Source organism: Hydrogenophaga defluvii, from assembly GCF_042665235.1.
GTDB lineage: Bacteria > Pseudomonadota > Gammaproteobacteria > Burkholderiales > Burkholderiaceae_C > Hydrogenophaga > Hydrogenophaga defluvii_A.
In genome coordinates this window covers 14,292-37,316 of the sequence record NZ_JBHTBZ010000062.1, presented here as the reverse complement: position 1 = coordinate 37,316, position 23,025 = coordinate 14,292, and the positions used below count along the sequence as shown (strand labels likewise).

Genomic DNA, 23,025 nt, shown 5'->3' with positions numbered 1-23,025 from the left:
GTCCTCAGATTCAGTGTGTTTCGAGGTACGTCCACAGAGGCCGCTGCTCTGGGCCATACACCCCCAGAGCGTCATGCCATGGTGTGAAAACAGTTGCCGCCCCCAAACTGTCCGTCAAGTCGTTGCCTGTCCTGACCTGGTAGACGCCCAGCACATGCGGCAGGAAAGACATTTGCTCCTGCCACCCTGAGTTGTGCAATGCCACCAGCGAGGCAATCACTCGATCCCGCCCCTCGGGGGCCAAGGTCTCCAGCAGTCGCGGCAGCGCGAGCGTGAAAAACGCACACGCCTTGCCGGTCTCGTTGGCGGCGCGGTAGGACTTCAGCAGACGTGCTTCGTCAGCATCCAAATCAGACGGGTAGGCCGGTGCGGGTTGTGGGGCTCGGCCTAAGAGCAGTGCATCGGCCGACATGCCCAGGTGCTTGGCGGTCGCAGCCACCATCTTCGCCGTCAATGGGGTCAACCCCGCCAACACTCTCCCGGCGACATGCTCCGATATTCCTGCAGCCTCGCTGAACCGCTGCTCAAGGCTTCTTGCATCTACGCAATTGGCGCTGGCCTCGGCAAAACGCTGGGTGAACAACTCCAAGCTGAATCCCGTGGGTTCTTCGGCGGTCGGGTGCCGTGAAAGGAATCCCACATAGAGGTCAACTTGCGATGCACTTGCCGATGAAGAGGGCGGCGCTGGCACCTGGTTGGCACTCGCTCGGCGCACGGGCCTGCCCCGCTTCTTGGGTACTGCGACCGTCTCAGGCTGCATGCTCTGCATCCTCCCCAGCGGCTCGTAAGAGCGCGCGATGCGACGCATGCCTCGGCGTGTCCACCACAGCCACAACCCGTGCGACACCCAGGCACAAGGCAGAGAGTTGCTGGGTCGAAGCTTCCAGCAATCCGGCTTGGAGTATTGCGATGACGACAGTTCTATCCAGCCCAGGCGCTACAGCCAGAGCGGCGTCAACCATGCTGTCCGAAATCTTCATGTTGTCCTCTAATAAAGTTGGCGGATTCCATCGTGGGCGAACACTGCCAAATACGCACCGCCACTGACAACAGCCTCATAGCTCTGTTGCCTCGATTTGGCTCAGGAAGGACAGGCCGTGCCAAACACCAGCCTCTCCCGCCTTGAAGGGAGCAACCGCTGCAAGCTGATCGTCTTGGAGCAACACAGCATGGATTGCGTACGGCGTCGCGGACTGCAGACGTGCTCGCACGCGGCGACCGCAGCCAAGCCCCGTTTCACGCCCTCTGGAGCCCCGCAGCAGCGTGACCACTTGCCCAGCACTAAGACGCACCGTGGCACCCCGCCAGGAGGGATATTCACCCACTTGGCGCCAGTGTGCCCACCCCTCTGAGATCAGCCACCGTTGGCCGTCCCAATATTGCATAGAGGCCTCCACCGGGATGGTCTCGGAGTCCGTGAAAAACCGTTCATACCACCCCACATGGAACGGGGCCACGCTGCCGGGGAACCAGTCGGTCAACCCTGGTGTGCTCGGGCGCTGTCGCCGTGCAACGGCAAGCCATTCTTGGGGGTCAATTTTCGGCATGTGCTTCTCCGTGGTTCAGTTTTCGGCTGGCAGGCCCGTTACGGTTGCCGCCAAGCATGAGCAACTGCCGCACGCGCGCCAGCTCTTCGGGACCATGGGGCGTGCCCCCTTCGTTCAAGTGCAAGTAGAAGTTGAGCAAGTCCGCGCGGTTGTGGAACTCGTACACCGCCATCTGCAGGCGGTAGCGCCCCAGGTCGAACGGAGAGCCCTTCAAATCCTGCGCCCCAAGCCCCCCAAAGACACCGAACTCACCAGCCATGAACTTGCGCACGGCGGTCAGCCGCTGCAGGCCGTCAACGCACTGGAAGGTGTGCTCGGCAATGTCCCCACCTGCACCCGCTGAGGCCGTCGAGCGCGACCACCCAGGGCAGTTGAACAGGATGCGGTTGGGCGCCGTCTTGCGCAGCAGCGACTCAATGAAGGCCACGCGCTGTTGCTCCGTCCACACGTGGCCACGCTGAAAATCCGGCTCCAGCTCGAAGGTGCCTCCCGCTTGGCGCTGTTCCTCGGCCATGCGCTCCAAGGTCGTCTCCAGCATCGAGATCCTCCAATCGGCGGTGTAGGCCGCAGTCGGCATGGGGCGCACGAGGTCATACAGCGCCCGGTGCTGGGCACTCAGGCTGTCCCAGTACGGGTCGGAGAGGTCGAAGGGTTTCTTCATGGTCGTCATTGTTTGAGGTCACGCCTTGCACGCATCACTTGCGAGCATTACTTGCGAGCATCACTGGCCACGAGCTGGGCAATGGCATGCAGTCCCCAGTACAGGGCAGAGTTTCGACGGACCTTGCCCGCCATGATCGCATTGCGCAGCGCTTGGCTGTGCGTCTGGGCCTGCTCGCCTGTTTCGCTCTGCCAGCGCAGGCAGCGACCCGCCTGCAGATCGATTTCAAGCCGCACGGGCCCGTAGGCATCACGCAAGTCGAGCCCACCCGGCGTACAAGCCCCGATGAAGAGGTTTTTGCCGTTCACCCACTTCTGAGTCGTGCCGCGCAGCTCCAGCGTCACGCTGTAGCCCAAGGACTGCACCTGAGCGAGCAAGGCTTGGGCGCTGGGGGACTGCGGTTGGGATGCGGATGGGTTGGCCATGCCTGCATTATAGTTGCTTTTGTTTATACCGTGGTTGCATTGTTGTCGGGATGTTTTACCGTGTTTTTCGGCACTGGTGCCATAATAGGTGTAAACGTATGTGCCGAACTGACACCATGGATAGCAACGAAAACACCCAGAAGATCATCGATCTGCTCAGCGGCATCACTTCACGCCTGGACCGCCTTGAGCGCGTCATGGGCAAGGTGTTGGTAGAGGTCATGGGGCAGGCGCAAAGCCCCACGGAACCTGCGGCCGGGGGGCTATCTCAGGACGGAGAAATCCTGCTGATCAAGCTGGGCCAGCTCACCCTGAAGCGCCACGCCGCACTCACCGCCACACTGGGGGGCTTGGGCTACGCCGAAATTGCCCAGATCATGGGGTGCGATGTGACCACGGCCAAGATGCATCTGCGCAATGCCCTGCAGATCCTTGGCATCCCCTCCCGGTCCGTTCTGCTGGCCAACCACCGCGACATGCTCGAAGGGGTGGACGACGCCCAGTACAAGGTCAGGTTCGGGCTGACCAAACGCTGGTGGGCTGACAAAGACCCCTCGGTGATCGCCAGCGTCCAAGTCACCCGGCGCTCGGCCAATCAGCACACGCGCGCCAAGCCCACTGTCGTCTGACCCTTTTGGTCACCTCCCAAGTTATCCACCGTCTCTGGGGAGTAGTCTGTGGACAACACAGTGATGAGGCGCCACACGCCCCTTGATCGGGACTCGCAATCACAGTGCCCACTTTTTGAGCACGAGACCGAAAGACCGGGCCCAAGAGACCGCCCAAGAGACCAAACGGATAGCTATACGCAACTCAAACGTCCACTGATCAGCAAATTGACGCGTGATTGTGCATGTTGGTTCATGTTTACGCACCTTGTGGTGTAGCATTGCTATACATACACACGCAGGATGGATTCCAAATGGACATGGGCGACTGGATCAAGGATGCACGCAGCAGCAAGGGCTGGTCTCAAGATGGGTTGGGCAAAGTGATCGGCTGCAGCAAAGCGAACGTGAGTCACTGGGAGACCGGCAAACACACGCCAAGCCTCCAGCAGCTTCATGACATTTCGGTGGCCACCGGCTTCCCGCTGCCACCCCTCGGCGCAGCGCCCACGGCCTCCCACGTCTCAAGCCTCCCCGCTCCTGGCTACGCTCCCCTCATCACGTGGGAAGAAGCCGCCGAAATGGGCGATGCCACCCACCAGCCGGGGACAGGCACAAAGCAGCTCCCTTGCCCCATCGCTCACGGCCCTCGCACCTTCTGCCTGGAGGTGCGCGGCGAATCCATGAACAACCCTGCAGGCCGTCCCTCCTACAGCAGCGGGGACGTGATTTTTGTGGACCCCGACCGCACGCCCAACTCAACTGACCGGGTGATCGTGGCCCTGGAAGGCCAGGCCGAAGCCACGTTCAAGCAACTCGTGGTGGAAGACGGCCGCAATGTCCTCGCAGCGCTCAACCCCGCGTGGTCACCGCGCTTTGTGGAGATCCCCGACACGGCCAAAATCTGTGGGGTCGTGATTGGCAAATGGGTGCCCGCGTAAAGCGCGCATCCGGTCGAGCAAGGAAACCATACGCCATGCAAGAGGACACCAAAAGATTGCTTGCGGATGCCGCCTGCGCGCTTCAGGCACTGCGCGACTGGGTTCAGGCGGTACCCGATGACGTCGCCGCGTCTCTGCCCGCAATGCCTGGCGTCGATGGTGATTGGCTCGATGAGGTGCAGGCCGGTCTCAAGGCCGCGACGGCACCCATCTGAACGAGGACTAAACAGCCATGGAAACACTCTCCGATAGCGGCTACGACATGCTGCGGGCCGCAGTCAACGCTGCGCGGCAATTCCAGTGCCAAAGCGTGAAGGCCTTGAAGGAAAGGCTCTTGATGACTTTTCCTGATCGCGAAACCGAGATCAACGAAGCCATCGCATTTTGGGCAGCAAACGTGCGCCAGCGGTACCCCAACGGTGTGCCTGCCGGGTGAACTTGCCCAAGGGAATGCAGACGCCATGCCTCTCAAGGTCATTTGTATTTGTAGCTACACATCGAAATAAGAACCTGGGAAGCCATAGGAAAATATCGATGAACATGCTCAGTAGCGCATACGCGGCGAGACTGGTCGCAGCACGGAGGGCCGCAGGCCTTACACAAGCCGATGTGGCCAAGCGAGTAGGCGTCGCTCAGTCCACCTATTCGAAATGGGAGGCTGGTGAATCAGATATGCAGGCGATCCACATTCGGCCGCTTGCAAAGGCACTCGGACTGAATCTTGAGGACGTGGTGCCGATGCCGACGCTGCACCATGAGTACGATGATCCATCAGAGCGCATCGGCCTACTGCTCATCCAACGGGTGGCCTCCGCTATCGAAAATGGCCGATTGGGTTCGCGACAGGCGCGGATACTTCTCGACCTCCTGGAAGAGATAGCCCCCGAGCGCAAGACGTGATCAATCTGAACTCAGTATGAGTTTCAGCGTGCAAGCACAAAGGCCTCCACAGACGAGACGAACCAACCTCGCTGTGCACTTGCCGTGCAAATCTCTAGCAATGAGCAATGACCACCTTCCGCGATGACACCCTTCTTCGCAAGGCCCTGAACTTCGCCTTCGAGGCCTGCGACACCCACGCCCAAGAGATCGCCGACCTCGACCCAGAGCTGGCTGAGAAGTGGCTTGCCGTGGCCGACCGGTTCGAGACCATCATGGGCAAAAAGCTAGACACCATGAGCACAGAAGAAGACGAGCTGGCTCTGGAGATCGTCCTCTTTGCAGAACAGTGGCTGCTCTCGCGCATCGGCAAAAGTCCGCATGTCGTCTCTGATGAGGGCAAGGTGTGGTCGGCCATCCTGGCGAAGTTCCGCATGCGCAGGTGGCGACATTTCAAAAGTGAGAGCCCCGCGATGAGTGGGCTTTCGGCGCCGAAACCCACACGGGAATAAGCGGACTTTCGGCGCCGAAACCCGCGCTGAATCTACTCGCCCCGTGGGCCAGAGAACCTCTGCCGGATGAGCCAGCACAAGCCTCCCGCGACCCCGCAGAGCACCATGGCGCTGTAAACCGAGTCGTGGGCCACAAGCCCCAGCAGTGGGTTGGCATCAGAAAACGGCGCCAGGGGCTTCATGTCCGCGTGCATGAGGCTGTCCAACCCCACGTGGCTCAGCGTGCCCAGAAAAGCCCCCGCGCCCAACACCCTGTAGGACAAAGCCCCCGGCACACCGAGCCAGCGCAGCCCATAGTGACCGGTCTCCGCATTCCATCGCCCCACCAGCAGGCCAGTCAACCAACGTGACCACCAGGTGGCCAGCGCCCCGATGCCCAGGGCGCCCAAGAGGGTGTGGCTCCAACCATGCAGGTGCCCATCGTTCATGAGCATGCGCACGCCGGGTTCCACGTCCATGAGCACCTGCGCCAGCCCGAAGCTGACCAGTCCCAGCCTGTTGCCTGCAGCGGCCTTGGCCGCGAGGCCCAAGCCCATGTGGAAGGGTGTGAAGGGCATTTACCAGCGGGGCTCTGTTCTCATCGCTGAGCCAGTCTATTCGGCACAGGCGTTACCCCGTCCATGCGGGCAATGAAGCGCTTGCAACCAGCCAAATCACGGAAATGAAATAGGGTCTCCGTGGTGCCGTCTTCGAATAGTGCGGTTATCACATGCCAACGCTCGACTGGATTCACTGACGCAACTTCTTCGTACTTGCGTCGATTCCCCCACGGTGATAAGGGCGTTCCAGATTCACTCAGGTCGCACTTGGAAGAGCCTCCGGCCAACAGGTAGGTTCTTTGCGATGAATCCCATTTTTCGACCATCAATTTGCGGTCTTGCAAAATTATCTCTGATCCACGCTCAAACGGAACATCCACGATGGCATCCTTATCGCAACGTTTTATGGCGAACGAATCAATGACAATATCATCTAATGATACATATTCAAACACGATGACTCCATCGCCGCGCAGAAAAAGCGCGGGACCCTGATCTGCAGGCCATTGGCGGCATCCCTCCAACGCTTTGGCTCGAAGCTCTTTCTTCATGGTCTCAAGGACTACACCCGGAGTTTTACCTTGCCGGATGAGCCAATCAAATTCAGCATGAGTCCACTTCACCTCGATTGGGAAAATAAGAGCAGGCCCAAATTCACGGGCGGGCAAAACCAACATCCCATTTGGCGCCCTCAAAAGGGTGGGGCTTGACTGTGACTCTTTTGCGAGACGTGAGGCCCAAGCACATACCTTGTCACGGGGAAATGCACACACCTTCTTCATTCTTTTTTCATTTTCAGCCTGGCTCTGTGCATAGGCCGTCGAACCAAAAACACAAACCAGGGCTGCGATCAGTGCAGCAAGAGACAACTTCAATTTCTTCACTTTTTCATTCCCAAGATTAAATACAACGGCATTTATCCGGCGATGCGGCCAGACCGCTCTTGCTCTCTCAAATACTGGACAGCGATGCCCTGCGCCCGCTCCATCGCCTCATTGATGCGCTCCAGTGGCGTCTTGCCGACCTTGCCCACATAGGTGCGCTTCGGGGCTTCCCCGTCGATGGGGTGGTCCACCAACACGTAGAACACCTCATCCCCTCGTCCGTCCTTGAGTATGACCAGGTGAACCCCACTGGCATGGCTCAAAACCGTGCTCTCAGACGCTTTCATGCGGCCCCTTCCCGGCATTCAAGATGAACTGCTCGAACGCCTCCACCTCCATTGGCCTGGCGAACAAGTAGCCCTGGAACACCCTGCACCCCTCGCGCAACAGCAAGGCCCGCTGCTGGGCTGTCTCCACGCCCTCTGCGACCACCGTGAGGCCCAGTGTCTGGCCCAGCGCAATCAGCGTCCTGGCAATCGCAGCGGAGTGCTTGTCGCCTGCAATGTCACGCACAAACGACTGATCGATTTTCAGTTGCCGCAAAGGCAAGCGCTTGATGTAGGCCAGTGACGAATATCCGGTACCAAAGTCATCCAGCGCAATGCCAACACCCAGGTCCGCCAGGGAGTTCATGGTCGTGATCAGGTCTTCCATGTCCTGCACAAGCATGCTCTCGGTCAGTTCGAGTTTGAGCTTCTTGGCGGGGGCTCCAGAGAGGGCCAATACGGTCCTGACCAAATCCACAAAGTCGGGTTGCCGGATCTGCTGGGCGCTCACGTTGACCGAAAGGGTCAGGTGCGCGAGGTGCTCGCTGTGCTGCCACTTGGCCAGACGATTGCACGCGTCCATCAACCCCCATCCACCCAACGACAAGATGAAGCCTGTCTGCTCTGCCAGGGGGATGAACTCTGCGGGGCTGACCATCCCAACTCCGGGCCTATCCCAGCGCATCAACGCCTCAGCGCCCACCACATGCCCTGTCTCGTCCACCTGAGGCTGGTAGAACAGCCGGAACTGCCGCGCCGCCAGTGCATCCCGCATCGCCGAGTGCAAGCCACCGCGCAAAGAGGGGTCGGTGTTCATCAGGTACAGCGTGAGGTACATGACAAGCATGGCCCCTGCAGCATTGATCCATGTTCCCACCACGCGCGTGCTGTCGGGCATGGCGTACTCGGTGCGAAATCCAAAATGGGTGCTCGCGAAGACGTAGAAGGCCGCGAAATAGATTGACGCCACGCTGTAGCGCAACCATGGCTTTTCTTCGTAGAGCACGTAGTAGGCGCAAAGCCCCACCGTCAGCAGCCACAGATGGCTTGTGCGCGGCGCGGCCACGGTGGGCACATCCAGGATCAGCGAGAAGACGCATATCACCAGGAAGACGGTGCTGAAAAGCAGGCATGAGGCAAATCGGCTGTGCCCCGCCTTCTGGAGCCGGTAGATCGCCAGGCCAACGAGCGCCAGCGCCCCTTCAAGTGCGGCCACATACCAGTTCTGCGCACTCAGAAAAAACAACGCCCAGCCAAGGCCATTGCCCATGACCAGCATGCCACCCACGAGGACCATGATGCGGGTTCGCTCACGCGCTGAGAGAACGTCGCGTGGGTTAAAAAAGGACACGAGCGATGGTTCCATCACATCCTTCATCAGGCCTTTTTGAGTGCAATCTCCAGTGCGTTGGCCAACTCATGGTTGCCGCGCTCAATGGCCTTAGGGGTTATTGAAACCCGCTTTTGCAACGAAGCAATGGCAGGCGTTCTCTCGAAGTGCTGCAACAGCCTTGCCTTTTGTTCTTCGAGCAGGCCTGATGCGCGGATGAGATCCGGCCAGGCGTCGTAGGCCTTGCGCACGGTGTTCTTGATGAGTGCGTTCACCTGGGGCTCCAGAAGGCCAGGCACCGCGTTGCACAGCAGCCGAACAATGTTTGGGGAGATCCGCGCGTGCTTGGGCGAGTCGGGCGTGAACCTCAAAGCGTGCCCTCTGCCAGAGAGGTACGCCGCATAGGCCACCACGTCATAGGCCGGGGACAGATCGGGGGTGATGCCGTCGCGGTACAGGAGCCCGTAGTTTTTGAGGTGCCCATCGAAGTTGCCCAGCAAGTCGTTGACCACAATCCTGCGCAGCATTTCGTGCACCGCTGCCACACCAAGCCCCGGCATTTGCATCAGGACGTTGAGGATGTTCGCGTAGCTGGCGCGCTCGTGGGTGTACTTCTCATCCGGTGGGACACCCAGAATTTGGGCGAAGTCCTCGCAGTGGATGTGACGCTTGCCATCCCGGTCAAACCGGCGCACGGCCAGGAACTGTTTGCCGTCCCCAAGCGTGTAGGGCTGGTCGGCCTCGATTTTCTCAATCGGCGCGAGCGCGACCTCGCACACGTTCACCCCTGCGGCTTCGGCCAGCCGCATGGACAGTTCCTCCACCTGGGGCAGCAGTGGGTATTCCACGGTTGGGAGCTTGGCGATGATGTGCACACCCTTGGCATCCTTCGTTCGGGCCACGTAGCGCCCTCCTGGGGCCTGCACGAGGGAAAGCTTGGGCTGCACGCCTGAGAGCGATGTGGCCTCGGGCAGCGGCATGGGCGACACAGAAGCCTCCAGTGCGTCGTGCTCCTGTGTCACCACCCTTGCGACACTCAGGCTGTCCAGCGGGGCTTGTTCGACATAGACCGCACCAGGCAAGTCCGTTCCGCACACACTCAGCAGGCCAAAGTCATCACCCTTCTCCAGGTCCGAGATCTGCTCCAGATGACGGCGCAGTGGCCCCTCGGGCAGCAGATTCCAGAAAAAGGCGGGCAGCGTTTCCCCCGCGCCGTTGAAGAAAGGCTGCGCCACGTACTCGGCCAAGAACACGGCGCGCGCCTGCGCATCCTGCACGCGGGCATTGAGTGAGAACACCGGGGCTTGGTCGTCGCTCCAGAACCCCTGATCGGGCACCAGACGCGTGATGGCCGCAGCACCCATGCCGTACTGGAACAGCACACCCACGAAGCGCTTTCGGGGGCCAAGGTAGACATTGAGGGCGCGGTATCGCATCGTGGGCGCCCCTTCATGACTCCACGTTGTGGTTGGGGGTATCGGGGGTCTTGTACGTGGCGAAGCGAAGCGTGTTCTTCAAATCCTCATGCGTGAGCCCCATGTTTGCCATGGCCTCCAGTTCATCCACTGAGAGCACCAACATGCAATCGGCCAGCCCGCCTTGGAGCTTCTCTTCACTCAAAAAGCGCGGGTCACGAAATGGCGTCATCCAAACACCAACGCACAGGATCGCCGCGACCACGATGATCATGTGAATTTCATTGATCCCATCCGTGAAGGCCAGCAGCTCCGGGCGAACAATGCCCAGAATCAACAGGCCAGCAATGGCCCCTCCAAGAATGCACACCACGTTCATTCGCTGGGCCTGCAGCAGGGTGTGGCGATGCAACGCACGCGCGGCGCGCGCGGTGACAAGGGCTGGGCGATCAGAGTTGGGCATTGAAGCAATTTCCGTTGTGTTGGTGGAGTGTGGAGGGAAAGAACAGTCGCGGGTCCGTCACGGCCTCAAGGTAGCCGTTCTGCAGGCAGTCCACGTAGTCCTCGACCAGGGAAAGCACTTCCTGGCCTGATTCTGGGCTCGGCCGCCCTTCAAACGGGTCATCGTCCTGCAGATCGGGGCAGAAGACCTCGTACCAGCCACCCCCCTCCACTGTCTCGATGACGATGCCGTGCTTGCGCGCGAGGGCTTTTGCCTTGGCCAGGGCCTGGGCGTTGCGCCGGGTCTCTGCGCCACGGTATCGACGGGGGCCTGCTGCGGCAGCTCGTCCACCACAAAACACGCCTCCACCACTTCATGAGGGTGCGGCAGATCTTCGAGGGGGACCACGCGCTGGCTCAGAGAACACTGGTACCTGTCGCCCAGCAGCGTGCCGTAGTGCCGACCAAACACAATGATGACGTGCCTGTCGGCGAACAGATCGGCATGGCGCCGCATCCACTGCGCAGCACTCACAAGCCCCTGCCCCTCGACCCTGAAGTCACGGTACCTCAGGCCGCACCCAGCGCGTTTGAAGGCGTCCAACAGGTGCCGTTCGCTGACACCCTTGATACTGCGATGGCCGCTGAAGACACGGATGATCCGCGCAGCATGGTCCGTGCTGATGCCCAGCACCGTCGCCATGGCCGTTGGGCCGCAATAGGCGTTCTTGCCGGTGATGGGGTGAAGTCGTGGCGTCATGCGTCGTTCGGCGCCCAGCCCGTCTTGCCACCGAGGACCATGCGCTCCACATCGGAGACCACGGTCCGCTGCGCCTGTGGGGGCGCTGCCAGCGACTGGGCGGCGTCCTTGGGCAGCAGCACAAGCTCAAGCCCCAACTCGGAGGCAAGCGCCATCGCGTTGGTGAGCCTGGGCGCACTTTCCCCAGACAGGATCTGGCGAACCGCCTGAGAGGTAAGCCCCGTGCGCTGCGCCAACGCGTTGGCGGTCAGCTTGCGGGTTTTCTTGGCATCGTTCAGAGCAGAGGCGAACTCAGCAAGGGAGCGCATGGTAAGTAAACTGGTGTTTCCCGAAGAAAAGAATCTTTGTCATTGTAGTTGTCCAGCCAACAAGAGCAATAGTTTTCCTTTGTTTTTCGATAAAACGCCACCAAACCAAAGCAAGGGAAGGCTTTCACATATACTAGAGTTGAAACATTGGCATACCTGACCGAAAGGCAGGGACGCAAAGCCACAGACCCTCAGACAAGCGCACGCGCTTGACCGGGTAGCTGGGTTGCCTGACCTCCACCGGTCAGATTGGAGTCGTTGCGTCTCTCCCCGTGTCATGTGCCAGTGGGTCATCCCACCTTGTGCACCACACTCACGGACCGATTCCATGACAAAAGCGCTCCACATCGGCGTCTCCACCCTTCTCCTGGCAGTCTGCGCCACCCTGGCTGGTTGCAACCTCCAACAGGCTGCGCAGGCCGCTGCAGCGCCAGCGCAACCCACCATCGACCAAACCAACCTCTGCGAGGTCAAGGCCTGGCAGCATGACGTGGTGGCGCAGGCCTGCAAACCGGGTGAAAAAGTGGTCTTCCTGCCCGACTCTTGGGGGAACGAGCAACTGCCGGTGATTTTTGCGGCCGTCAACTGCGACATGCGTTTCGCGGTCACGATCACCAAAGGGGCTGTGACCTGCATCTACACCCCGATCACACCGAAGAAGGCGCCATGAGTCGCTCCATGCGTGGGGCACTGCGGGTGCTGCGCTACGCACTCTGGCCTGCCCTGCTGATCCTGCCCTTCCTGCTGTTTGCGCGGGGGGTGGACCTTGCCAAGGCAGCGGGCTGCACCCTTGGCGAAACCTGCATGTCAAGCGCTGACCTGGTGGCGTACATGTATGTCGCCGCTGCTGTGCTCATGTGGCTGGGTCTGGCGCTCTTCCTGACGGTGTACGTCACATGGAAGGCATGGCAGGTGGTGTGCGGGCGAACTCCCAACAAACCTCATGGTGAATAGCGCTGAGACCAACCGCATCAGAAAACCGCTCACATCAACATTCACGTGTCTATGAAAAGAATCATCTACATCGCCCTGTACCTGTTCTGCCTCGCCCTGGGCCCAGTTATTTCCATTTTTGGTCTGCTGACGCAGATGCACGCCTTCACAGCTTTCGGCGTGGTTTGGTTTGTGGTGCTGATTGGAATGTTGATTTCCAGCTTTTCCAGGGCCAAGGAATTCCAGGCGACCATGGCCAAGTACAAGCAAATGAGCTACGACTGGTACAAGGCAACTCACCCGACTCACGTGCACGGCAACGGGGTTTCATGCCACTCCTGTGGCGGTCGGCGCATCAACGTGCGTTCCTTGCGGGAGCACACGTATACACGCGCGCACTTCTGCACCCAGTGCGGAACCACCCTCTACTACTCCCCTGAAACCTGATGCCGACCCCGCCCCGGCGCGAACCGCTGGGGCTTTCTCAGCGCGTAGCCGCGCCATCCTGACATGACCGCCTTCACGATCAAAGACGTTGTTGCCTCCGCCAAGAACATTGAAACGATTCTTGGCGCAAGATTTGGTGCGACAGGGCGCGGCCTCTATGAGAAAACCGCGAGCGTCACCCCTGCCCTTCCTGATCGACTGGTCAAGCGCATCCGCTATGTCGCGACATTGCGCAACAAAGCGATGCACGAGGACGGCTTCGAGATAAACGACCTCGCCGCGTATGTTGCCGACTGCCAGGCCATCGCCGCCGAGCTGGAACAGATCCACACAAGCAGACAACACATGGGCCAGAGGGCCCCTGCTGCAGCCCCCACCGCCTCCGTTGGAAACACGCTTCGCCGTGGTGCACTCATGGCCTGCGCCGTGTGTGGGCTCATCGCAATGATCGGCCTCAGTGCCGCGACGCTCATGGCCTACCTTGAGACGTCCAACGCCACACGCTCTACACAAGGGAGCGCCAAGCAATGAAATTCCGCAAGTTCTTTCCCGCCTCAGAGGCGCCCTGGTCAGAATCCCGACTGGTCAGGATGTGGGGCAAGATTTTGATTGCCGGTCTGGTCTGCAAAGTTTTGTCGGCACTCATCCCCAGTGAGTCATGGCGACTGGCTGTCTTTTATGGCGGTACGGCCGTGTTGGCAGTGGGAATGGTGCTGGCGCTGGTTGGCGCAATTTCCTTCCTTCGCCTCGTGATTGCGGCCAGCGCCCTCCACTCGGTCATCTGCATGGGCCTGGGCGCCTCGATCTGGTATTTCGCATTGAGTTGGCACAGCCTCTGGTTCACCGTGCCTGGCGCGTTGTTACTGGGGCTTGGGATTCTCGAAACGTGGAATCGCGCTTTCGATAGTGAAAGCCCCTTTCTGCAGCCCTTCTGAGCCGGGGCTCGTTCAAGATGATTCTGAAATTGACGCCTGCCGGTGAGCAGGCCATTTGGTCCTGGGTGTGTTCGATTGCCAAAAACGCTGAGGCGCTGAACCGCCAGGTGTGGCTGGCCACCGCCCGCAAACAGGTCAACCTGACCGGCAAAGGCTTGGACGGGAAGCACCGCATCTGGCTCAGCGGTGCCGAATCCGAGAGCGGGCACCTGCATGCACTGATCCTGCAGCCTGGGTGGTTCCACGTCCTGCCCAAGCCGGTGCACACTGCGCTGAACAATTCAGGTCTGCTGGTCTTTTGATGTGAACTGAGGCAGCAACAAAATGCTAATCGATCAGACGAACAACGCCCTGCCAATCTGGGTGGTTTACGACAACCCGGTGGATTTTCCAGGGCGGTTTGTTGCGCGCAAGTGGCTCAACGACACCCCGACAGCGGAAACACTTCAAAGCTCGACCCTCGAAGAGCTTCGCAGCCGACTCCCACCAGGCCTGTACCGTTTGGAGCGCGCTGATTCGGATGACGCCAAGATTGTGGAGACGTGGATCTGAACAGCAAAGCCCCGCGCCGACGCGTCGCCACATTGTGAAAATACGGGTAAACCCGTACAATTGAAGGGCTCACCTGCGCGAAAGCCAGGGCCGCAAAGCCTCCGACCTACCTCCATGCACTTGCAGCACGGGACATGGCAGCGGGGTTGCCAGTCCTCCCTTGCGCGGACTGCTTCGCGCGAATCGATCTGCATTCGCGCTTTGTGGCACTGCCCCTTTTTCTCTTTGGGCCCGCCCCTGCCGTCCAGTGCGAATACCGCACCTGACACATGCGCCCCCAGGGGCTTCTTCTGTTGCAAACCCAGCATTGGCATGGCTGAACCGGAAACGGGTCGGCCTGGCGTGGCGCCGTGCGCTCCTGTGAGATTGAACCTCGTGATTTTCAACCGACTCTCTATCGGCGGCAAACTTTGGGCGGCGGTGGCCACCATCATCCTGTCCCTCGTTGCTGTGCTCGCTGGCACCAGCATCAACACGTCGCGCATCAATGCGGCTGCTTCCTCAGCACTGGGGCAAGCCAACACCAAGAGCGAACTGGTGCACGCCTGGGCGTCGATGACCACGCTCAACGTCAACCGGCTGCAGGCCTCCATGCTCAGCTCGGACCCCACCGTGGATGCCTATTTCAAGGACAAGGTGTCGGGGACCATCAAGCAAATCACAGAGGTGCAAAAGCAGATTGAGGCCATGGAGCTGACCGACAGCGAGAAGGCTCAGATGGCGAAGATCGCATCCCTGCGCAAGACCGTGCTCGATGAGCTGGCTGCAGCTCGCAAGTTGAAAGACGCGGGGGACCAGGTGGGCGCGGCTGGCCACGTGCAGGGCCCGTTCAATGCCGCCATCACGCCCTACCTGGGCGCGCTGGATGAATTCGCCGGTAGCCAGACCAAGGCCGTGGCGGATGTGCAGGCTCAGAGCGTCGCCGACCGCAACGCCAACACCCGCAACGCGACCATCGTGGTGGTGCTCCTGATGCTGGCCATCGCTGCCGGTGCAGTCGCGCTGGTGCGTGGTATTCGCAAGCCCCTGCAGCAGGCCCTGGACTTCGCCCAGCAAATCGCCAAGGGAGATCTGACGGTGCGCTTGAACATGCAGAGCAATGACGAGATTGGGGCTTTGGCCAAGGCGCTTGATGACATGCGCGATCAACTGGTGAGTGTGGTGGCCGATGTGCGCCGTGGGACCGACAACATCACGGTGGCCTCTGAGGAAATCGCCACCGGCAACCACGACCTGAGCGCGCGTACCGAGCAGACGGCATCCAACCTGGAAGAGACCGCAGCCAGCATGGAGCAAATGTCGGGCGCCATCAAACAATCGGCCGACTCCGCACGTGTGGCGACCCAACTTGCTGACGTGGCCGGTGTGAGCGCGCAAAAGGGCGGCGAGGTGGTGGGCGAGGTGGTAACCACCATGCAGCAAATCAATGAGGCCTCGCGCAAGATCAACGACATTATTTCGGTGATCGATGGCATTGCCTTCCAGACCAACATCCTGGCCTTGAACGCTGCCGTCGAAGCGGCCCGTGCGGGTGAGCAGGGCCGGGGCTTTGCGGTGGTGGCCGGTGAAGTGCGCACGCTGGCCCAGCGCAGCGCCCAAGCCGCCAAGGAAATCAAGGAACTGATCGGCAACACCGTGACCCGCGTGGACGCCGGCACCAACCTGGTGACTCAGGCGGGCGAGACGATGAAGGAAATCGTTGAGAACGTGGTGCGGGTGCGCGACATTATTGGGGAGATCGCCTCATCCGCATCCGAGCAGTCCGAAGGGGTGAACCAGATCAACGCGGCCGTGGCCAACCTGGATCAGATGACCCAGCAGAACGCAGCCCTGGTGGAGGAAAGCGCCGCTGCCGCCTCCAGCATGAGCGAGCAAGCCGCCCAGCTCTCCAAGGTGGTTCAGACCTTCCGCCTGAGTGAAGCGGATCTGCGCAACAGCCACATTCAGGTGCTGCAGGCCCACACCATGCCCACGGCCAAGGCCCCGGTTCGTCAGAAGCCCACCAAAAGCCCCGTGGTGCCCGCGAAAGGCCCTAGGCACCCAGCCGCCCAATTGAACGCGCCCAAGGCCGCTGCAGCCCCGGCATCCGCCCGCCTGGGTGCACCGGTCCACCGCGCCAAGCCTGCAACAAGCCCTGCAGCGGACGGCGGCGACTGGGAGTCCTTCTGATGACCGCTGCGATTGAGCTGTACCGGACCTCTAGCGCAACGACCTCTCTGCGGTCGCTAAGACGCGCTCGGGGGGGGCGCGATGACTTCCTCCGTTGCCTGAAGGTACTGGTCAAAAAGGTAGCGTGCTCGACTGGCATCGTCATGCCCCCCCTTGTAGCCGTAAGCGGAATCGACAGCTTTGTCTAGCACGGCGTGTGCAGCGACCAGCTCGGCAGGCATTGAGGACAGGTTGTAGAGCTGCGCCAGGGAGCTGTCTGGATACCGTGCACGCGCATCAAGAACGGCTTGAGCAGCCGTCTCGATGGCCAGTCGTTGCTTCGCGGTGGGTTGGGCAGGCCATGGGAAGTTGTTGTAGACGATCTTGACCGAGTAGCGGTAGTCGCTCTTCATCCGGCCCGCAACCGTGCGCATCCAGGCGTTATGCGCGCTGCTGCAGAGCACGCCGAAGTGGTAGAGCGTCGCATCGGGAACAGTCTTGAGCAGGTTGCTGGCCAGGATGGTGGAGTCCAAAAAGCCAATGGGGATGTACCGGCGCTTCTCCGAGGACACTTCAGGGACCACCAGGTAGTTGCCTTGCGGGAAGAACTCGACGTGAAAACTGCGTGGTGTGGCGCCCAACGCCTTAGTGGGCCTGCTGTCACTTTTTTCACGGAACTTACGAACCGCATCAATCCGCTTTCGGCATTCCGGCAAGTGGGCAAGCTCATTCGGGCTCACGTCCTTGAGCAACAGGCACCACCGTTCAATGCCGTTGAGGAATTCCTCTGACCCAAGCCAGCGACGGAAAAAAGGCGCGCTTGCTGGCTCAGCCGCAATGAACTCCGCCTTCTGTTCGGGCGTGAAAAGGTAGTTCCCATCGTCAATGGGTTTATTGCCAATCCCCATTTCTGGCACGCTGCTCAAGGGGCTAGAGCGGCGCAGCAGGACCACATCTGGGCCGTCCACCAGGTACGGGTTGATGCGCTTGACGAACTGCAACTGGGCCTCTGGGGCTTTTATGTTCGATCCGTATTCGAAGAGTCGCGGTTGCTCTGCTGGCTGCAGTCCGAAACCGACAATGATGCAGTGGACAGCCGCCACACCGCGCCCCTCGTTGCTCCACTGAAACGTTCGGTGCGCGAAGTGGATCTGAATCCCTTGTTCCAGCAGATGCGACCAGAGCACCCCGACCTGTTCGCCTTGGCAGATGCTGTTAGTGGACACCAGTGATGCGCGGATCAGAGGGTTCTGGCGCATGTAGCGCGCGGCAAGGACATGCCAGCAGGCAACGAAATCCAAAAGACCGAAGCTCGGTATACCCTCCATGACATGTGCAACATCCGCGCGCTGTGCTGGCTTGAGGAACTTGGCGCCCACGAACGGCGGATTGCCAACGATGAACGTGCAGTCGGCGGGGGAAAGCACCGTATTCCAATCCAGCCGCAGTGCATTGCCGTGGCGGATGTGGGGGCTGTGCACCAGAGGGACACTGGGCCTTGTGTTGCCGAAGCGGTCTGCGGCTTCCAAGTTCAACTGGTGGTCCGTGATCCACATGGCCACCTGTGCGATGTGGGCGGCGCTTTCGTCAATTTCGATGCCGAAAAACTGCTCAACACTCACCCGGATCAGGGTGCTAATGTCTAGCAGTCCCTTGGTCTGACCGCCCTTGCTGAACAGTCGGTCGATGAGGTCCATTTCCAGGCGGCGCAGCTCGCGGTAGGCGATGACCAGGAAGTTGCCGCAGCCGCAGGCTGGGTCAAAAACCCGGATGGTAGGCAGCTTGTCGTATAGCGCCTGCAGCTTGAGGCGGCTGGTGCCAGCGGACTCAAGTTCGGCCCTCAGGCTGTCCATGAAGAGTGGGTTGATGGCACGCAGGATGTTGCGCTCGGAGGTGTAGTGAGCCCCCAATTCCCGGCGCTTTGCGCCTCGTTGTTTTTTCTTTTGGCTGGCGCTCTCGCTCTCACCGCTGGCCTCATCCTGATCATCGGCATTCTGTTCAAGAACGCCCTGGAACATCGCCCCGAAGATGGCTGGCGATATTTTTGACCAGTCTAGGCGAACGCATTCCAGCAACAGCGCTCGCAAGGTGCTGTCGATGGCTGGAATTCCAGAGCGCTCGGAGAAGAGTTGCCCATTGATGTACTCAAAGGCCTTGAGATCTTCATCGAGCAGCTTGCTTCGCTTCTTGGGCTCCGTGTCCAACACCGCAAACAGCTCATTGAGCTGGGAGCCAACGTCCTTGCCGTCCTCACGCGTCCCTTCAATGAGGCGTCGAAACAGGCCGTTGTCACCGAAGATGGCTGTATCGTCCGCGAAGAGACAGAACAGCAGTCTGGTGAGGAAAATTTCCAGATCACGGCCTGTGAAGTTGCTTTTGAGAAGTGCCTCGTGCAGCGCTGCCATCTTCTCAGCGGCGCGTCTGTCGGCTTCACTTTCCTCAGTGATCTGCGGGGCCACATCGCCCACAAGGAATCGGAACCACTCGGCACGTTTGGACAAATCCGTCAACAGGCAGGTGTGGGACTTGTCCTGTGCCAGGTCGAAGAGCACGAACTGGTTGAAATCGTGCAGCAGAACATAGCGGGGCTGGTCCTGCGGGGGGCATGCCCAGCGGTACTCATCAGCCTGTGCTCTCGCCTTCTTGAGGTCTTTACCGAGGCTCTTGCCCTCAATGATCACCTTGCCGGGGATGAAGCCATCCATAAAGCCGTGACTGCCGTCGCGCATGGACAGCCTGTACTCGCGGCTGTACTGGTGGGGCTGAACACCAAAGCAGGCCAGGAACTGGGCCGTGAACAGCTTTTCGTCGGCTCGCTCGCTGCTGGCGCCGGCCCATTGGTGGGCGAATGCTGAAAGCCGTTTTCGCAATTCGTTTGTCGTGATCTTCGCCATCTGAATCCATCGTTGAGGGGGTCAGCCCACCAGACCTGACTGTGAGTTTACGCAGCAATTTACCCTTCTCTATCTCACGCCTTGTTCTAGGTTCACGCAGTACATTCCCACCATGAGCACCCAAAGCCCAGCCCTCCTGCACAAAATCGCCCAAGCTCGCGCCGAAGCACAAGCCGACCTTCCTCGGGTTCGCGCATGCGCACGGGTTGTGCACTCTCTGGGGGGCTCGCAAGAACAGATCAAAGAGGCGCTTGCTGACCTCAAGTCGGCTTTTGGCTCCAACTTGTCACTGATAACTGCCCTGCAGATTTTGTCTGGGCGCCGTGGCCAGTTCGCAGCAGAGTACGCCCCACCGCAAGAGCGGGTAGAGCTACACGCAGCGCACCTCATCGCTCAATCCATCTGCGCAGAGAAAGGCCTTGGGGCCGTGGTGGCGCCAACAGAGGCAGAGTTTGAAGCGTTCCGCGCCATGGCAGCACGCCAGTTGAACGAACGACTCCCACCCTCATCAGGCGGGTAGCTTAGGTTGCTCAGAAAGCGCTCAAACATACGCCCCGCGCTCCCCCGTCATACCGCCGAATGATACGCAGTTGCTTGCAAAGCCGAGGCACACGCGAGCCGTGAAAAAGTTGTCAGATGGCACATGAGGTCGTTGGTTGGTTGCCATAATCACGTCCGTGCATACTGCAAACTGGCGAGAAACATGAATGCAACTCACGTGATTGGCTGGAAAAGTGTATTTGTATTTCTGACCGTTTGGACTTTGATTGGGTGTGCTTCGACTGGTCGCCCAATCGACTACATCGCGAGAGCGGAGTCCGAAATTAATGATAAGAATTTTGCTGACGCATACAAGTCGTTGGAATATGCGTTTCTGCATGAAAATAGCGCGACCAGAAACAAAGCCATTCAATTGTACAAATCTCAACCCGCATTGAGAGCGGCGGCAATTGAAAGTTTTTCAGTTGAAAAACTAACAAGCGCATTCCGAACCTATGAAATTAATTTAGCTCATGCTGAATTGAAGCGAAGACTTACGCGGTTTGCGCAAGCAGCGTCTGGCGACGACCTTGCTATAGCTCATGGAAATTACGAACAGGCACATTTGAATTTCGTTAAATTCAATGAGCAAAAAGCTGCGGCAGAAGTAGAAAAGGAAAAACAAGCTCTCGCAGCAGAGGCCAGGGCCATCGACAATTTTAGAGAGGTGCGCGAAAAGTCTATATTTAGATGCCAGGACAAGCTTGAGTGTGACAAGGCATTCGCCCTGACGCAGATTTATATTTCAAAAATCTCCGACATGAAGATACAGGTTGCCAACGATACGATCATTGAAACCTATAATCCAACGGACACTTACAAGATTGGCGTAAGCGCAATGAAGACACCGAGAGGTGCGTCTTCGGCGGATATTTCAATCAGCGTCAAATGTGGAAAAAATACCATTGTTGAGGCTGACAACTACTGTCGCCGCTCGGCGACCACCATATACCAGGGGTTCCCAAGGTTCATGGCGGAAAACTTAATCAAGTGATGATCGTTTATGACAGGGATGGTGAATCCAGCAATTGAATTGATAGTGTGCCGTTGAACGCGTGATGGCGTGATTTCGCAGTGACGCACGTAAACAACTCACCGCTGCGCGCTCCCGAATGAACAGTGGTTCGGACGGCCAGTTACCGCCCCTTTTATCCACCCGACTCGAACCGCGCCTTGACATGCGCCGTCAGTGCCACCCACTCAACGGGCAACAGCTTGCGGCTCAGCAGTTCCTCAAACTGGGTGCGCACAGCCAAGACACCTTCATCCTGGTCCACATCGCCGTCGAATTCAACTGCCAAACACATGATCGCCCACAGTCGATGCCAGGTGCCCTCCAAGCCTTCGAGGTGGATGCCAAGGCGGTATCCGGTGTCCGTGACGGTCGGAACGCTTGTCAAGATGTTGCCGATCTTTGGGGGTTTGCGGCGTGCTTGCGTGGCCCGCTCCACTGCCGTTTTCTGCAGACCCGCACGAATGTCAGGCTCCATCGGTGCGCCACACGCACGCTCCCAGTGCCCGATTGCAGCCTGCACCGCTGCTCGCTGCGACTGGCCGTCATGCTGCAGTTGCGCCGCCATCGCATCCACCACCTGGTCAACAGCTTGAGCGCGGGGCTTGATGGCCTTGTTCACGGCCGACATGATGCTCAAGGATGAGGGGCTGTCAGGGTTGCTGGCCAACTCACGAGTCATCGCCTCCCAGAGACTCTCTCCAGGGCGCAACTCGATTTTCGTATTCGGGGGCTTGGGTTCAGCCATTGCATGCGCTCATAGGGCTGGGGCTTTGCAGTGTCACCGTTCGACTATGGATTGATGGGTCAGATTGCGTTGTACCACCACCAAGTCCGCTGCCGGGTCGATGTAGGCCTTGATGAAAAACCCCTGCTCCACCAGCGTGGCAAGGGCCTTCTTGAGCTTGTAGCGGAACTTGCGCATTTCCTTTTCAGGGATTTCCGAGCCTGAGAGCCGGTGCAGCGTTGCGACTGAGATTTTCAGGGGATGGCGGTGCGTGTGATAGAAGCTGTGCAGCCACTTCTCCATGGGCGCCAAGCGCATGCGCATCTTCCAGTCCAGCCGTGTGTAGCTCTGCGGGCCAAACAGGGCAATGATCTCGCGCTCCAGCAGCACCGTCCACTCGCGCAAGGGTGCATCACCGTTGGCCTCACGCCAGCGAAAGGACCGAATCAGCGAACCGGTGTAGTTCTCCACCACAGCACCACCCTCACGCGTCACGGTGACAGCCACCGCCGTGGCATTGAGCCGGTTCAGACAGTCAACCAGCCGCTGGTAGCTTCCAGAGTTGCGCGTCCAGCCCAGCTCGGTGATCATCGCGTATGCGGTGAAGCGAACCTCGGACCCGATCTCCTGCATCCGTGCCAAGTGCAGGATCTGCAGAAAGCAATCTTCGTCGTCCTGCCGAAGTTCCTCTCCGGTGTAATCGATTGAGGTGCCCTGCAAGGCCGCAACCTTGTGTCGCTTGAGGTTGGTTCGCGCACCTTTGCGGGCATTGGCCACGTTGAACAGCGCAGAGCGGGCGAACGCATTGGGCAGGCCGCGCAAATCGTTGGGCCAAATGGGTAGCTGCTCTTGAGAAACCGTCACTGTTGAACTATGGCGTGAGGACATGGGCGTCATGCATGTGAGGTTGACAGTCGAGTGTGCCGGTGCACGGCCTGCCATGTCCATAGTTCAACGGTGACGTTTCATAGTTCAACGGTGACGGCAGAGCCCCACGCCTCGTCGCCACGGGTGCCATCCATAGTTCAAGGGTGACAAGGCACCCCCAGAATCCCCACAAAAGTCGCATCACATAGTTCAACGGTGACGGCTGAGGCCTCCCACCAGGCAGAAATGGACGAATCTCGCTGCCCAACAGTGACGGATGCGCCTTTCGCACGCGCCAGCAGGCCAAAACGTAGTTCAACGGTGACAGGCGGCTCACCTAGTCCAAGGGTGACAAAATCGAGCGGGTAACAGTCCAAGGGTGACACATGCGCAGTTCAACGGTGACGGCGCCATGGTCCAAGGGTGACGGTCGTCACTCTTGAACTACCAATGA

General features: G+C 59.5%; 28 protein-coding genes and 2 riboswitches. Of the genes, 15 read left to right on the top strand and 13 right to left on the bottom strand.

Translation table 11 applies throughout. The features are described from left to right. Nucleotides 1-10: 10 nt before the first annotated feature. The 3 genes from ACFQU0_RS18060 to ACFQU0_RS18050 all read right to left on the bottom strand — a co-directional run bounded on the left by ACFQU0_RS18060 (nucleotide 11) and on the right by ACFQU0_RS18050 (nucleotide 2,633). Nucleotides 11-589 carry a hypothetical protein gene (locus ACFQU0_RS18060; RefSeq protein WP_382203122.1) on the bottom strand — a complete coding sequence of 193 codons (579 nt, stop codon included), beginning with the start codon at nucleotides 587-589 and terminating at the stop codon, nucleotides 11-13. Between the two features lie 944 nt (nucleotides 590-1,533). Continuing rightward, complete coding sequence (locus tag ACFQU0_RS18055) at nucleotides 1,534-2,208, bottom strand: DUF262 domain-containing protein (RefSeq protein WP_382203121.1); 675 nt, start codon at nucleotides 2,206-2,208, stop codon at nucleotides 1,534-1,536. 47 nt (nucleotides 2,209-2,255) lie between these two features. Beyond that, the gene (locus ACFQU0_RS18050) at nucleotides 2,256-2,633 is read right to left on the bottom strand and encodes a hypothetical protein (RefSeq protein ID WP_382203120.1); all 378 of its coding nucleotides are present in this window, start codon (nucleotides 2,631-2,633) and stop codon (nucleotides 2,256-2,258) included. 116 nt (nucleotides 2,634-2,749) lie between these two features. Here ACFQU0_RS18050 and ACFQU0_RS18045 point away from each other — a divergent pair, with 116 nt between their 5' ends. From ACFQU0_RS18045 to ACFQU0_RS18020, 6 genes are all read left to right on the top strand, one after another. Next, nucleotides 2,750-3,262 carry an RNA polymerase sigma factor gene (locus ACFQU0_RS18045; RefSeq protein WP_382203119.1) on the top strand — a complete coding sequence of 171 codons (513 nt, stop codon included), beginning with the start codon at nucleotides 2,750-2,752 and terminating at the stop codon, nucleotides 3,260-3,262. A 293-nt stretch (nucleotides 3,263-3,555) separates the two neighbouring features. Continuing rightward, entirely contained in the window at nucleotides 3,556-4,182 is a 627-nt protein-coding gene (locus ACFQU0_RS18040; RefSeq protein ID WP_382203118.1) for a LexA family protein, read from the top strand. Between the two features lie 35 nt (nucleotides 4,183-4,217). Then, nucleotides 4,218-4,397, top strand: a complete 180-nt coding sequence (locus tag ACFQU0_RS18035; RefSeq protein WP_382203117.1) for a hypothetical protein — start codon at nucleotides 4,218-4,220, stop codon at nucleotides 4,395-4,397. Nucleotides 4,398-4,414: 17 nt separating this feature from the next. Continuing rightward, nucleotides 4,415-4,618: a hypothetical protein gene (locus ACFQU0_RS18030; RefSeq protein WP_382203116.1), complete on the top strand. Its 204-nt coding sequence runs from the start codon at nucleotides 4,415-4,417 to the stop codon at nucleotides 4,616-4,618. A gap of 98 nt (nucleotides 4,619-4,716) precedes the next feature. Continuing rightward, a complete protein-coding gene (locus ACFQU0_RS18025) occupies nucleotides 4,717-5,082 on the top strand; it encodes a helix-turn-helix transcriptional regulator (protein WP_382203115.1) in 366 nt (121 codons plus the stop codon). A 107-nt stretch (nucleotides 5,083-5,189) separates the two neighbouring features. Continuing rightward, complete coding sequence (locus ACFQU0_RS18020) at nucleotides 5,190-5,573, top strand: hypothetical protein (protein ID WP_382203114.1); 384 nt, start codon at nucleotides 5,190-5,192, stop codon at nucleotides 5,571-5,573. Between the two features lie 32 nt (nucleotides 5,574-5,605). On the opposite strand, the gene ACFQU0_RS18015 is transcribed toward ACFQU0_RS18020, so the two are convergent. The 7 genes from ACFQU0_RS18015 to ACFQU0_RS17985 all read right to left on the bottom strand — a co-directional run bounded on the left by ACFQU0_RS18015 (nucleotide 5,606) and on the right by ACFQU0_RS17985 (nucleotide 11,516). Then, nucleotides 5,606-6,130, bottom strand: a complete 525-nt coding sequence (locus tag ACFQU0_RS18015) for a metal-dependent hydrolase (protein ID WP_382203113.1) — start codon at nucleotides 6,128-6,130, stop codon at nucleotides 5,606-5,608. Between the two features lie 20 nt (nucleotides 6,131-6,150). Then, on the bottom strand, nucleotides 6,151-6,996 hold the full coding sequence (locus tag ACFQU0_RS18010) for a hypothetical protein (protein ID WP_382203112.1): 846 nt from the start codon (nucleotides 6,994-6,996) through the stop codon (nucleotides 6,151-6,153). 32 nt (nucleotides 6,997-7,028) lie between these two features. Further along, the gene (locus tag ACFQU0_RS18005) at nucleotides 7,029-7,283 is read right to left on the bottom strand and encodes a hypothetical protein (protein WP_382203111.1); all 255 of its coding nucleotides are present in this window, start codon (nucleotides 7,281-7,283) and stop codon (nucleotides 7,029-7,031) included. Then, nucleotides 7,270-8,628: a putative bifunctional diguanylate cyclase/phosphodiesterase gene (locus tag ACFQU0_RS18000; RefSeq protein WP_382203110.1), complete on the bottom strand. Its 1,359-nt coding sequence runs from the start codon at nucleotides 8,626-8,628 to the stop codon at nucleotides 7,270-7,272. The genes ACFQU0_RS18005 and ACFQU0_RS18000 overlap by 14 nt, the downstream gene beginning before the upstream one ends. An 11-nt stretch (nucleotides 8,629-8,639) precedes the next feature. Next, nucleotides 8,640-10,028 (bottom strand): type II toxin-antitoxin system HipA family toxin, encoded by a 1,389-nt coding sequence (locus ACFQU0_RS17995; protein ID WP_382203109.1) that lies wholly within the window; start codon nucleotides 10,026-10,028, stop codon nucleotides 8,640-8,642. A 13-nt stretch (nucleotides 10,029-10,041) separates the two neighbouring features. Beyond that, complete coding sequence (locus ACFQU0_RS17990; protein WP_382203108.1) at nucleotides 10,042-10,470, bottom strand: hypothetical protein; 429 nt, start codon at nucleotides 10,468-10,470, stop codon at nucleotides 10,042-10,044. A 734-nt stretch (nucleotides 10,471-11,204) separates the two neighbouring features. Further along, nucleotides 11,205-11,516, bottom strand: a complete 312-nt coding sequence (locus ACFQU0_RS17985; protein ID WP_382203107.1) for a helix-turn-helix domain-containing protein — start codon at nucleotides 11,514-11,516, stop codon at nucleotides 11,205-11,207. Between the two features lie 139 nt (nucleotides 11,517-11,655). Next, nucleotides 11,656-11,750, top strand: a riboswitch (cyclic di-GMP riboswitch). Between the two features lie 94 nt (nucleotides 11,751-11,844). Between ACFQU0_RS17985 and ACFQU0_RS17980 the strand changes: the two genes are divergently transcribed. The 8 genes from ACFQU0_RS17980 (at nucleotide 11,845) to ACFQU0_RS17945 (ending at nucleotide 16,552) form a co-directional block, all read left to right on the top strand. Next, nucleotides 11,845-12,186: a hypothetical protein gene (locus ACFQU0_RS17980; protein ID WP_382203106.1), complete on the top strand. Its 342-nt coding sequence runs from the start codon at nucleotides 11,845-11,847 to the stop codon at nucleotides 12,184-12,186. Then, nucleotides 12,183-12,470, top strand: coding sequence for a hypothetical protein (locus ACFQU0_RS17975; RefSeq protein ID WP_382203105.1), 288 nt, complete (start codon nucleotides 12,183-12,185; stop codon nucleotides 12,468-12,470). The genes ACFQU0_RS17980 and ACFQU0_RS17975 overlap by 4 nt, the downstream gene beginning before the upstream one ends. A gap of 51 nt (nucleotides 12,471-12,521) precedes the next feature. Continuing rightward, nucleotides 12,522-12,896, top strand: a complete 375-nt coding sequence (locus ACFQU0_RS17970) for a hypothetical protein (RefSeq protein WP_382203104.1) — start codon at nucleotides 12,522-12,524, stop codon at nucleotides 12,894-12,896. 63 nt (nucleotides 12,897-12,959) lie between these two features. After that, nucleotides 12,960-13,427, top strand: coding sequence for a hypothetical protein (locus ACFQU0_RS17965; protein WP_382203103.1), 468 nt, complete (start codon nucleotides 12,960-12,962; stop codon nucleotides 13,425-13,427). After that, nucleotides 13,424-13,831 carry a hypothetical protein gene (locus tag ACFQU0_RS17960; protein ID WP_382203102.1) on the top strand — a complete coding sequence of 136 codons (408 nt, stop codon included), beginning with the start codon at nucleotides 13,424-13,426 and terminating at the stop codon, nucleotides 13,829-13,831. The genes ACFQU0_RS17965 and ACFQU0_RS17960 overlap by 4 nt, the downstream gene beginning before the upstream one ends. Nucleotides 13,832-13,848: 17 nt before the next feature. Then, nucleotides 13,849-14,133 (top strand): hypothetical protein, encoded by a 285-nt coding sequence (locus ACFQU0_RS17955; RefSeq protein WP_382203101.1) that lies wholly within the window; start codon nucleotides 13,849-13,851, stop codon nucleotides 14,131-14,133. A 22-nt stretch (nucleotides 14,134-14,155) separates the two neighbouring features. Next, on the top strand, nucleotides 14,156-14,383 hold the full coding sequence (locus tag ACFQU0_RS17950) for a hypothetical protein (RefSeq protein WP_382203100.1): 228 nt from the start codon (nucleotides 14,156-14,158) through the stop codon (nucleotides 14,381-14,383). 56 nt (nucleotides 14,384-14,439) lie between these two features. Further along, a riboswitch (cyclic di-GMP riboswitch) is annotated at nucleotides 14,440-14,537 on the top strand. Between the two features lie 221 nt (nucleotides 14,538-14,758). After that, complete coding sequence (locus ACFQU0_RS17945) at nucleotides 14,759-16,552, top strand: methyl-accepting chemotaxis protein (protein WP_382203099.1); 1,794 nt, start codon at nucleotides 14,759-14,761, stop codon at nucleotides 16,550-16,552. Nucleotides 16,553-16,608: 56 nt separating this feature from the next. Here ACFQU0_RS17945 and ACFQU0_RS17940 read toward each other — a convergent pair whose 3' ends face one another. Further along, entirely contained in the window at nucleotides 16,609-19,425 is a 2,817-nt protein-coding gene (locus ACFQU0_RS17940) for a class I SAM-dependent DNA methyltransferase (protein WP_382203098.1), read from the bottom strand. Nucleotides 19,426-20,128: 703 nt separating this feature from the next. Between ACFQU0_RS17940 and ACFQU0_RS17935 the strand changes: the two genes are divergently transcribed. Further along, nucleotides 20,129-20,959: a hypothetical protein gene (locus tag ACFQU0_RS17935; protein WP_382203097.1), complete on the top strand. Its 831-nt coding sequence runs from the start codon at nucleotides 20,129-20,131 to the stop codon at nucleotides 20,957-20,959. A 154-nt stretch (nucleotides 20,960-21,113) separates the two neighbouring features. Here ACFQU0_RS17935 and ACFQU0_RS17930 read toward each other — a convergent pair whose 3' ends face one another. Both ACFQU0_RS17930 and trfA read right to left on the bottom strand, forming a co-directional pair. After that, nucleotides 21,114-21,725, bottom strand: a complete 612-nt coding sequence (locus ACFQU0_RS17930; RefSeq protein WP_382203096.1) for a hypothetical protein — start codon at nucleotides 21,723-21,725, stop codon at nucleotides 21,114-21,116. Nucleotides 21,726-21,758: 33 nt separating this feature from the next. Continuing rightward, nucleotides 21,759-22,601 (bottom strand): plasmid replication initiator TrfA, encoded by an 843-nt coding sequence (gene trfA, locus ACFQU0_RS17925; protein ID WP_382203095.1) that lies wholly within the window; start codon nucleotides 22,599-22,601, stop codon nucleotides 21,759-21,761. Between the last annotated feature and the right edge of the window lie 424 nt (nucleotides 22,602-23,025).

What these genes read in the sequence shown, in the direction of transcription:
- ACFQU0_RS17990 (WP_382203108.1), bottom strand. Translation starts at nt 10,470, where the DNA reads ATGCCCAACTCTGATCGCCCAGCCCTTGTCACCGCGCGCGCCGCGCGT.
- ACFQU0_RS18055 (WP_382203121.1), bottom strand. Translation starts at nt 2,208, where the DNA reads ATGAAGAAACCCTTCGACCTCTCCGACCCGTACTGGGACAGCCTGAGT.
- ACFQU0_RS18015 (WP_382203113.1), bottom strand. Translation starts at nt 6,130, where the DNA reads ATGCCCTTCACACCCTTCCACATGGGCTTGGGCCTCGCGGCCAAGGCC.
- trfA (WP_382203095.1), bottom strand. Translation starts at nt 22,601, where the DNA reads ATGACGCCCATGTCCTCACGCCATAGTTCAACAGTGACGGTTTCTCAA.
- ACFQU0_RS17960 (WP_382203102.1), top strand. Translation starts at nt 13,424, where the DNA reads ATGAAATTCCGCAAGTTCTTTCCCGCCTCAGAGGCGCCCTGGTCAGAA.
- ACFQU0_RS17980 (WP_382203106.1), top strand. Translation starts at nt 11,845, where the DNA reads ATGACAAAAGCGCTCCACATCGGCGTCTCCACCCTTCTCCTGGCAGTC.
- ACFQU0_RS18045 (WP_382203119.1), top strand. Translation starts at nt 2,750, where the DNA reads ATGGATAGCAACGAAAACACCCAGAAGATCATCGATCTGCTCAGCGGC.
- ACFQU0_RS18040 (WP_382203118.1), top strand. Translation starts at nt 3,556, where the DNA reads ATGGACATGGGCGACTGGATCAAGGATGCACGCAGCAGCAAGGGCTGG.
- ACFQU0_RS18005 (WP_382203111.1), bottom strand. Translation starts at nt 7,283, where the DNA reads ATGAAAGCGTCTGAGAGCACGGTTTTGAGCCATGCCAGTGGGGTTCAC.
- ACFQU0_RS17940 (WP_382203098.1), bottom strand. Translation starts at nt 19,425, where the DNA reads ATGGCGAAGATCACGACAAACGAATTGCGAAAACGGCTTTCAGCATTC.
- ACFQU0_RS17935 (WP_382203097.1), top strand. Translation starts at nt 20,129, where the DNA reads ATGAATGCAACTCACGTGATTGGCTGGAAAAGTGTATTTGTATTTCTG.
- ACFQU0_RS18035 (WP_382203117.1), top strand. Translation starts at nt 4,218, where the DNA reads ATGCAAGAGGACACCAAAAGATTGCTTGCGGATGCCGCCTGCGCGCTT.
- ACFQU0_RS17995 (WP_382203109.1), bottom strand. Translation starts at nt 10,028, where the DNA reads ATGCGATACCGCGCCCTCAATGTCTACCTTGGCCCCCGAAAGCGCTTC.
- ACFQU0_RS17955 (WP_382203101.1), top strand. Translation starts at nt 13,849, where the DNA reads ATGATTCTGAAATTGACGCCTGCCGGTGAGCAGGCCATTTGGTCCTGG.
- ACFQU0_RS17970 (WP_382203104.1), top strand. Translation starts at nt 12,522, where the DNA reads ATGAAAAGAATCATCTACATCGCCCTGTACCTGTTCTGCCTCGCCCTG.
- ACFQU0_RS17985 (WP_382203107.1), bottom strand. Translation starts at nt 11,516, where the DNA reads ATGCGCTCCCTTGCTGAGTTCGCCTCTGCTCTGAACGATGCCAAGAAA.
- ACFQU0_RS17950 (WP_382203100.1), top strand. Translation starts at nt 14,156, where the DNA reads ATGCTAATCGATCAGACGAACAACGCCCTGCCAATCTGGGTGGTTTAC.
- ACFQU0_RS17930 (WP_382203096.1), bottom strand. Translation starts at nt 21,725, where the DNA reads ATGGCTGAACCCAAGCCCCCGAATACGAAAATCGAGTTGCGCCCTGGA.
- ACFQU0_RS18020 (WP_382203114.1), top strand. Translation starts at nt 5,190, where the DNA reads ATGACCACCTTCCGCGATGACACCCTTCTTCGCAAGGCCCTGAACTTC.
- ACFQU0_RS17965 (WP_382203103.1), top strand. Translation starts at nt 12,960, where the DNA reads ATGACCGCCTTCACGATCAAAGACGTTGTTGCCTCCGCCAAGAACATT.
- ACFQU0_RS17975 (WP_382203105.1), top strand. Translation starts at nt 12,183, where the DNA reads ATGAGTCGCTCCATGCGTGGGGCACTGCGGGTGCTGCGCTACGCACTC.
- ACFQU0_RS18030 (WP_382203116.1), top strand. Translation starts at nt 4,415, where the DNA reads ATGGAAACACTCTCCGATAGCGGCTACGACATGCTGCGGGCCGCAGTC.
- ACFQU0_RS18000 (WP_382203110.1), bottom strand. Translation starts at nt 8,628, where the DNA reads ATGGAACCATCGCTCGTGTCCTTTTTTAACCCACGCGACGTTCTCTCA.
- ACFQU0_RS18025 (WP_382203115.1), top strand. Translation starts at nt 4,717, where the DNA reads ATGAACATGCTCAGTAGCGCATACGCGGCGAGACTGGTCGCAGCACGG.
- ACFQU0_RS18050 (WP_382203120.1), bottom strand. Translation starts at nt 2,633, where the DNA reads ATGGCCAACCCATCCGCATCCCAACCGCAGTCCCCCAGCGCCCAAGCC.